At 41.3% G+C, this 7,909-nt stretch carries 8 protein-coding genes; 6 read left to right on the top strand and 2 right to left on the bottom strand.

Going from position 1 to position 7,909, the window contains the following annotated elements:
• Both V7783_RS20815 and V7783_RS20810 read right to left on the bottom strand, forming a co-directional pair.
• On the bottom strand, nucleotides 1-777 hold a 777-nt coding region (locus V7783_RS20815), incomplete at its 3' end, for a UxaA family hydrolase (RefSeq protein ID WP_335680358.1).
• Nucleotide 778: 1 nt separating this feature from the next.
• Complete coding sequence (locus V7783_RS20810; RefSeq protein ID WP_335680357.1) at nucleotides 779-2,236, bottom strand: tagaturonate reductase; 1,458 nt, start codon at nucleotides 2,234-2,236, stop codon at nucleotides 779-781.
• A 184-nt stretch (nucleotides 2,237-2,420) separates the two neighbouring features.
• On the opposite strand from V7783_RS20810, the gene V7783_RS20805 reads away from it, so the two are divergent.
• The 6 genes from V7783_RS20805 to V7783_RS20780 form a co-directional block, all read left to right on the top strand.
• Nucleotides 2,421-3,185 (top strand): SDR family oxidoreductase, encoded by a 765-nt coding sequence (locus tag V7783_RS20805; RefSeq protein ID WP_086999153.1) that lies wholly within the window; start codon nucleotides 2,421-2,423, stop codon nucleotides 3,183-3,185.
• 23 nt (nucleotides 3,186-3,208) lie between these two features.
• Complete coding sequence (gene kduI / locus V7783_RS20800) at nucleotides 3,209-4,051, top strand: 5-dehydro-4-deoxy-D-glucuronate isomerase (RefSeq protein WP_335680356.1); 843 nt, start codon at nucleotides 3,209-3,211, stop codon at nucleotides 4,049-4,051.
• 41 nt (nucleotides 4,052-4,092) lie between these two features.
• Nucleotides 4,093-5,070 (top strand): TRAP transporter substrate-binding protein, encoded by a 978-nt coding sequence (locus tag V7783_RS20795; protein WP_335680355.1) that lies wholly within the window; start codon nucleotides 4,093-4,095, stop codon nucleotides 5,068-5,070.
• Nucleotides 5,071-5,079: 9 nt separating this feature from the next.
• Nucleotides 5,080-5,568: a TRAP transporter small permease gene (locus tag V7783_RS20790; protein ID WP_064664879.1), complete on the top strand. Its 489-nt coding sequence runs from the start codon at nucleotides 5,080-5,082 to the stop codon at nucleotides 5,566-5,568.
• Complete coding sequence (locus V7783_RS20785; protein WP_086999165.1) at nucleotides 5,568-6,869, top strand: TRAP transporter large permease; 1,302 nt, start codon at nucleotides 5,568-5,570, stop codon at nucleotides 6,867-6,869. Before V7783_RS20790 ends, V7783_RS20785 begins: the two co-directional genes overlap by 1 nt.
• A 218-nt stretch (nucleotides 6,870-7,087) precedes the next feature.
• Nucleotides 7,088-7,909, top strand: an 822-nt coding sequence (locus tag V7783_RS20780) for a LacI family DNA-binding transcriptional regulator (RefSeq protein ID WP_335680354.1), incomplete at its 3' end; no start/stop codon positions are given.

Genomic DNA, 7,909 nt, shown 5'->3' with positions numbered 1-7,909 from the left:
TTTCACCTCTGATAATGTGCCAGGCTGGCGTTTATCTTGTTTTACTTGCGCATAGATTTGTTCAAGTAAAGCCACGCCTTCTTCAATTTCATCGTCAGCTTGTTGGGTGATTAAAAATTTAATTCGGCTGTCATCGTAATCACCTAAACCATCACGAAAGGCTGGTAATTGGTTGTTTTCACAGCCTAAGCCAACGACTAAAGCACCACCTGCATTAGGGTGCAGTGCCATATTTTGTAGCAATATCCGTGTTGTGTCTAAATCATCGCCTAGCTGAGAGCAGCCAAATTGGTGAGGGAAAGCATAAATGCCATCTATCTCTAACTGCGGGTTACGTTGTTTAAACTCTTTGATCATTTGATTGATCATGCCATTAACGCATCCAACCGTAGGGATCAACCAAATTTCATTACGAATACCGACTTCGCCATTTTGACGACGGTAAATATTAACAGCAGGTGAGGGCGTTGCTTCACTTTGCTCAATAAACTCAGGAATATACTGATAATCTAACTCATCATTAAGCGTGGTTTTAACGCAGTGGGTATGCACCCAACCGCCTTTTTGTATATTCTCTAGAGCAAAGCCTATCGGCGCACCGTATTTAATAACGTTTTCTTGTTTATTAATATCACGTAGCGCGACTTTATGGCCTTTATCGATGTTCTCATTGACTAAGAGCTCTTCGTTATCAACGGGCAGTATTTCACCGGCACTGATATTTCGCATTGCAATAGCAACATCATCGGTTGGATGTAATTTTATTAGTGCTTTCATTTTATTGGCCTAATTGTTTAGTAAGCGTAGCGGCAACACCGTCGGTGAGCATAGTACGTAGGTGAGTTGTAACGGTGGCAGTTAATTCAGGAAGTTCATTTAAATCACTTTCCCAATGCCATTTTGCACCTAACACTTGTTCTACAAGGGCTGTTAATGACAATGCATTGTTATCAAAGTCATGCCAAAGGGTATTAAATAATTCTAACCATTGTGGTGCGTCACTCAATTCAATCGGTTGGTCATTACGTAGGCCTTTATACATTAAAATTTGCCCTGCAATAGCCAATGCCATCATATTTGGCACCGCGTTATTAGTTGCTACATAAGTGTGTAACTGCGGCAAAATACGAGTTTTAAACTTAGTCATACTGTTAAGCGAAATAGACAGTAATAAATGGCAAATATACGGGTTTCTAAAACGGTTTAGTACATCATTTGCAAAGCGCTTTAATTCATCTTCCGGTAAATCAAGAGTAGGAATAATCTCTGCAAAAATTAACTGGGTTAAGTATTTTTCAAACAAAGGATCAGCCAGCGCCTCGCCCACTGAATCGATGTTTGCCATATAAGCCAGGGGTACTAGCGCGGTATGAGCACCATTTAAAATACCCACTTTTTGTTGTTTATATGGTGAAATATCATCAACAATTTTTATATTTAGGTCACTGTCTTGTAAGCAGAGTAATTCTGCTAGATGCTGTGGCCCTTGAATAACAAATAAATGGAAGTACTCAGCAGTCACCATAAAGTTATCTAAGTAACCGAGTGACTCTTGCAGTTGTTGATGCTCATCACGTGGAAATCCAGTAACAATGCGGTCAACTAAGCTTGAACAAAAGTGGTTAGACTCACTAAGCCAGTTTGAAAACGCCTCAGGTAGTTGCCAAAGTTGGCAGTATTGAAATACGATTTCTTTAAGTTTCTCGCCGTTATAGTCAATTAACTCGCAAGGGATGATCACCATCCCGCTGTCTGTTGAGCCATTAAAATGATTAAAGCGATGAAACAACCATTGGGTTAATTTAGCTGGAAATGCTTTTGCAGGTGCGTCATTGAGTTTATCTGTATCAATGTACTCAATACCGGCTTCCGTGGTATTTGAAAAAATAATTTTCAGATCAGGATTTTCTGCCAACGCCATATAACGAGGGAAGTCTTTATAAACTGGAATTTCTTCATTGATTGAGCTGATAATACGGTGATCTGCTACGGTTTCACCTTGCTCATTTAAGCCGCGAATAATGGTGGTATACAAGCCATCTTGAACATTAAGTAAAGGAATTGCGTCGTAATCGATAGGACGAATAACTGCAACACCGGCATTTAGATCACTTGTTTCATTGAGTTTATCAATTTGCCAATCGATAAATGCACGCAAGAAATTTCCTTCACCGTATTGCATTATTTTTGTTGGGTATTTGTTTTTATTAAAGTTTTTTCTATTTAGTGCTTGCATAATATGAACCTATAAACGTGATATGGGCTGATTGATTTTTACATCTTAGCTATATTTGCCACCGGTGGCAAATAATATTTGACAAATTGCCACCGGTAGCGAAGAATGGGTGTTAACAAGTTTGGTTAATTCGATTTACATTGAATTAGTAATTAAGCAATAAATAAATTTACAGGAACTTAAAATGACAGCCACTTTATTTGATCTTACTTCAAAAACAGCGTTGGTCACCGGTGCAAGCCGTGGACTAGGGCAACAAATCGCAGTGGGCTTAGCAGCTGCTGGCGCCAAGGTTATTTGCAGTAGTAGTAAAGAGCACGGCTGCCAAGCAACGTGTCAAATGATCAAAGAGCGCGGTGGTGAGGCGTATGATTATGCAGCTGATTTAAGTAATGCGGATTCAGTGAATGCCTTAGCAGCTACAGCCTTAGCTAATCATGGTGGTATTGATATTTTGGTTAATGTTGGCGGCACAATATTTCGCAGCCCTGCGGTAGATTATCCGTATGATCAATGGCAGAACGTGATGAAAGTAAATCTCGATGCTAGCTTTTTATTAGCACAAGCTGTAGCGCCAAATATGATCAAACAAGGCTTTGGCAAAATAGTTAATATTGCTTCAATGCTTTCATACAGCGGCGGTATGACAGTGCCGGCTTATACAGCAAGCAAACATGCGGTAGCGGGTTTAACGAAAGCATTAGCAAATGAGTGGGCTCAGCACAATATTCAAGTTAATGCTATTGCCCCTGGTTATTTTAGAACCGATAACACCCAAGCCTTACAAGATGATGCCACCCGTAATAGCGAAATTGAAAAACGCATTCCTGCAGGGCGTTGGGGCGAAGCAGAAGACTTAATTGGTTCAGCCATCTTTTTATCATCAACAGCCAGTGACTATGTCAATGGCCATATTCTTGCCGTTGATGGTGGCTGGTTAGCACGATAATTTTTAATTTTAGGTAGCAAGTTATGAGTACAGAAATAGAGTCACGTTACGCTGTCGGGCCAAATGAAGTTAAAGGCTATGACACCCAACAATTAAGAGATGAGTTTTTGGTCGAGAAACTCATGCAAGAGAATAAAATTTATTGGCTATACACTCATTATGAGCGGTTTATGGTCGGCAGCGCAGTACCAACAAGTGCGCCTCTGACACTAGAGACGGTAGATAATTTAAAAGCCGCAAACTTTTTAGCTGGCCGTGAACTTGGGGTTATTAATGTCGGTGGCAGTGGCACTGTAACTGCGGATGGGCAACAGTTTGAGCTTGGTTATAAAGATGCCTTGTATTTAGGTAAAGATACCAATGATGTGGTATTTAAAAGTGATGACAGTAATCATCCTGCGAAATTTTACCTTAATTCTGCACCAGCTCATCACAAATACCCAAACAAATTAGTAACTCGTAATGATGCCAATGTATTGCATTTAGGTGCGCTTGAAACCTCCAATGAGCGCGATATTAATCAAATGCTGATCAATACCGTAGTGCAAACATGCCAATTGCAAATGGGCTTAACCGAGTTAAAGCCGGGGAGTGTCTGGAATACCATGCCTGCTCATCAGCATGATCGTCGTAACGAAGTGTATTTTTACTTTGAACTTCCGAAGCAGCAAGCTGTGTGTCACTTTATGGGCGAACCGAGTGAAACTCGCCACCTCTGGGTACATAACGAGCAAGCCGTGGTGTCGCCGCCATGGTCAATTCACTCTGGTGCTGGCACACAAAACTATAGCTTTATCTGGGGTATGGCAGGTGAAAACCTTGACTACGATGATATGGATAAATATCAACCGAGCGAGCTGAGATAATCAGCTCATTTGAGATCAAATAGCGATAAGAAGAAATAATAATGAATAGAAATCTTCTCATAAAGATAATGCTGGTTTTTTCGTTATTTTTGCTTAGTAGCTGTAGCGATGATAAAAAAACGCTGCGACTGACCATGGCGCATACACTCGATACTCGCCATGTGGTGCATCAAGCAATGGAATATATGGCTGAACGTTTGGCGTTTTATTCAAATGGCACAATGGAAATTGTTATTTATCCAGGTGGCCAACTAGGATCAGAGCGTGAACTTATTGAATTACTTCAAATAGGCAGTTTATCAATCACCAAAGTATCGGCAAGCCCACTCGAGGGCTTTGTACCAGAGATGAAAGTATTTGGTATTCCGTATTTGTTTCGTGATAGCGAGCATTTTTGGCGGGTGCTAAAAAGTGACTTGGGCACTGAGTTACTTAATAAAGTAGCTACAGCAAGGCTCAAAGGCTTAGGTTATTACGATGCGGGCAGTCGTAGTTTTTATACTACCAATGGTGCGATTAATACGCCGGATGATTTGATCGGTAAAAAAATACGGGTATTAAATAGCCCAACAGCAGTCGCTACAGTACAGGCGTTAGGCGGTGCAGCTGCACCGATTGCATGGGGTGAATTATATGCCGCATTGCAACAAGGGGTCGTGGATGGCGCAGAGAATAATCCGCCAAGCTATTACCTATCTCGTCATTATGAAATTGCTAAATATTATTCGCTGGACGAACACACTTTCGTGCCAGACGTTATTTTAGCAAGTCTAGAAGTGTGGAATTCGCTCAATAGTGAACAACAGCAGTGGTTAACCCAAGCCATGGCTGATTCTGTAGAGTATCAACGTTCACTGTGGCAAAACGCATCCGATGAAGCACTTAAAGCGGTGATTGCTGAAGGCGTAGAAGTGACTTACCCAGATAAGCAAGCGTTTCAAGATAAAGTGGCTGATTTTCATGCTTCGTTCGCTAATAAAGCGGTTGCAGAGCATATTAAAAAAATAAAAAGCATGTAGAGGCACACAATGCGACAACTAAACACACACTTAAATCGCATCATCGAGCGATTACTGATTTTAGCCATGATAGCGATTGTAACCGTTGTCTGTTGGCAAGTATTTTCACGGTTTATTTTACGTGCACCCAGCTCATACACAGAAGAGTTAGCCCGCTTTTTACTGATTTGGATCGGGGTGTTAGGCGCGTCCTATGCGTATCGCACCAAAGCCCATTTAGGGCTTGATCTTTTTTATCAGAAAATGATCCCATCACTTAGGTATAAATGCTCCTTTGTGATTGAAATTTGCGTGTTATTCACTGCATTGAGCATCTTGGTTTATGGTGGTAGTCGTTTAATGATGTTGAGCTTTGAGTTAGAACAAACCTCAGCAGCATTAGGTATTAACATGGGTTACGTGTATATCGTGTTACCGCTAAGTGGGGTGCTGATTGTAATAAACTGCATCGAAAACTTAGTTAATTACACACAGCAAGCATTCAAGGAGCAAGCGTAATGGATTTAACTGCAATTGTATTAATCGTTTGTTTTTTTGTATTGTTATTTATTAATGTGCCTATTTCTTTGTGTATTGCGCTGTCGACTTTAGCGGCGTTGTTAATGCATATCGATTTCACACCAGCCACCACTACCATCGCTCAACAAATGGCAGGTGGTATTGATAGCTTTGCATTACTCGCCATCCCGTTTTTTATTCTATCAGGTTTGATAATGGGCCAAGGCGGCATTGCGAAACGGCTAATTGAATGTGCGATGGCGATGATCGGCTTTTTACCTGGTGGTTTAGCACTGGTGAATGTTATGTCGTGTATGTTATTTGGGGCAATTTCTGGCTCGGCCGTTGCGGCAACCTCAGCGATTGGTAGCTTTATGGTGCCTGAAATGAAAAAACATGGCTACAGTGCCAGTTTTGCGGCGGCAGTGACTGCCAGTGCAGCCACCACCGGCATGCTAATACCACCGAGTAATATTCTAATTATCTATGCGATTGCCAGCGGCGGGGTGTCGATTGCTGCTTTGTTTATTGCCGGTTATTTACCGGGGATTTTAGTCGGGCTGGCACTGATGATTGTTTGTGCAATCTACTCGATTAAAAATAATTACCCAGTAACCGCACGTTTACCATTTAAGATTGTGCTTGAAAAAATACTCGCTGCTTTACCGAGTTTATTGCTTATATTTATTGTTATTGGCGGCATTATTGGTGGCGTATTTACGGCAACAGAAGCCGGGGCTATTGCGGTTATTTATGCGTTAGTGCTGTCGGTGTTTATTTATCGTGAAATAAACCCTGCTGAGTTACCAGCTTTGCTTTTAAAAGCATGTGAAACAACGGCCATCGTTATGTTGATTATTGCGGCATCGTCGGGCATGTCATGGTTATTGTCATACACGCATATTCCGCAATTGGTCAGTGAGTTCTTTTTAACGCTCAGTGATAATCCATTATTAATTTTACTGCTGATCAACCTGATATTGATTTTGGTTGGGGCGTTTATTGATATGACACCTGCAGTGTTGATATTTACGCCGATATTTTTACCGGTAGCTGAGCAGTTTGGTATGTCACCAATTCAATTTGGTATTATGATTGTGCTTAACTTATCAATTGGCTTAGTGTCGCCGCCGGTAGGCAGTGTATTGTTTGTCAGTTGTGCGGTGGCAAAAACATCATTGCATAAAATCATCAAGCCAATGTTACCACTGTATGGCGTGATGTTTTTGGTGTTAATGCTGGTTACGTATGTGCCGGCAATTAGTGAAACGTTACCTCGCTTATTTGGGCTAATAGAGTAACATTAACTGAAATTGAAAACGGCACTAAATGGAACTAAAGTAGTTCCATTTTGCTTTTATAATCAGACTATTCTTATTCCTTAACCGGAACACGGTTAAGGAATTAACTATCTAGATGTACAGGTTATTTACTTTCATTGAGAGAACCGCTGACTAGAGACTTTTATGAACCTAGGGTTAGTGTTAAACTTTGATTACATCCTAAAACAGGAACTTTTATGTCAGTAACGATTAATGATGTGGCGAAATTGTCCGGTGTGTCGAAACGCACCGTATCGCGCGTGATCAACCGCTCTCCTGCAGTTGGCGAGGCTACCCGTGAACGGGTTTTACAAATAATAAAAGAAGTTGGCTTCTCACCAGATAAACAAGCGCGTGGCTTAGCATCTAGTCGTTCTTACTTATTAGGTTTGATCTACGATAACCCCGATGCACTGTACATTGACCAAGTTCAACGTGGTGCATTAAGTGTGTGCTCCGAGTTGGGGTATGAGCTGGTTGTACATCCAAGTTACTCTAAAAGCGCTGAATTTATAGATGATTGTTTGTCATTTATCTCGCGTTCTAAACTCGATGGCGTCATTATTTTGCCACCGGTATCAGAAAATAAAGAGCTTGCTGCTGCTATTCGCGATGCAGGTTGTCCTTATGTGCGTTTAGCATCTGTTGATTTAGATGATGCTGACAACATTGTTGTCTCTGATGAGCGCGCGGCGATGAAAGAAATGGCCAGCTACTTGGTTGAGCTTGGCCATAAAGACATTGGTTTTATCTCAGGTCCGCAAGTGTATCGTTCATCAATTGAGCGTTTGGCGGGCTTTTTGGCCGAGTTGCAAGTGTGTAATGTACAATTACCGTCACACCGTATTATCGAAGGCAAAAATAGTTACGAAAGTGGTATTGAATGTGCGATGAGTTTATTAAGCACCGAGCCGCGCCCAACAGCCATTGTTGCTAATAATGATGAAATGGCCGCAGGGGTGTTACGTGTCGCAAATAATTTGAATATCAAAGTCCCTGAAGAGCTTTCGGTCGCAGGC

The organism is Pseudoalteromonas sp. (genome assembly GCF_036960685.1).
Lineage (GTDB): Bacteria > Pseudomonadota > Gammaproteobacteria > Enterobacterales > Alteromonadaceae > Pseudoalteromonas.
The sequence above is the reverse complement of the archived record's forward strand: the minus strand, read 5'-3'. Positions and strand labels throughout refer to the sequence as shown.

What these genes read in the sequence shown, in the direction of transcription:
- V7783_RS20790 (WP_064664879.1), top strand. Translation starts at nt 5,080, where the DNA reads ATGCGACAACTAAACACACACTTAAATCGCATCATCGAGCGATTACTG.
- V7783_RS20810 (WP_335680357.1), bottom strand. Translation starts at nt 2,236, where the DNA reads ATGCAAGCACTAAATAGAAAAAACTTTAATAAAAACAAATACCCAACA.
- kduI (WP_335680356.1), top strand. Translation starts at nt 3,209, where the DNA reads ATGAGTACAGAAATAGAGTCACGTTACGCTGTCGGGCCAAATGAAGTT.
- V7783_RS20785 (WP_086999165.1), top strand. Translation starts at nt 5,568, where the DNA reads ATGGATTTAACTGCAATTGTATTAATCGTTTGTTTTTTTGTATTGTTA.
- V7783_RS20805 (WP_086999153.1), top strand. Translation starts at nt 2,421, where the DNA reads ATGACAGCCACTTTATTTGATCTTACTTCAAAAACAGCGTTGGTCACC.
- V7783_RS20795 (WP_335680355.1), top strand. Translation starts at nt 4,093, where the DNA reads ATGAATAGAAATCTTCTCATAAAGATAATGCTGGTTTTTTCGTTATTT.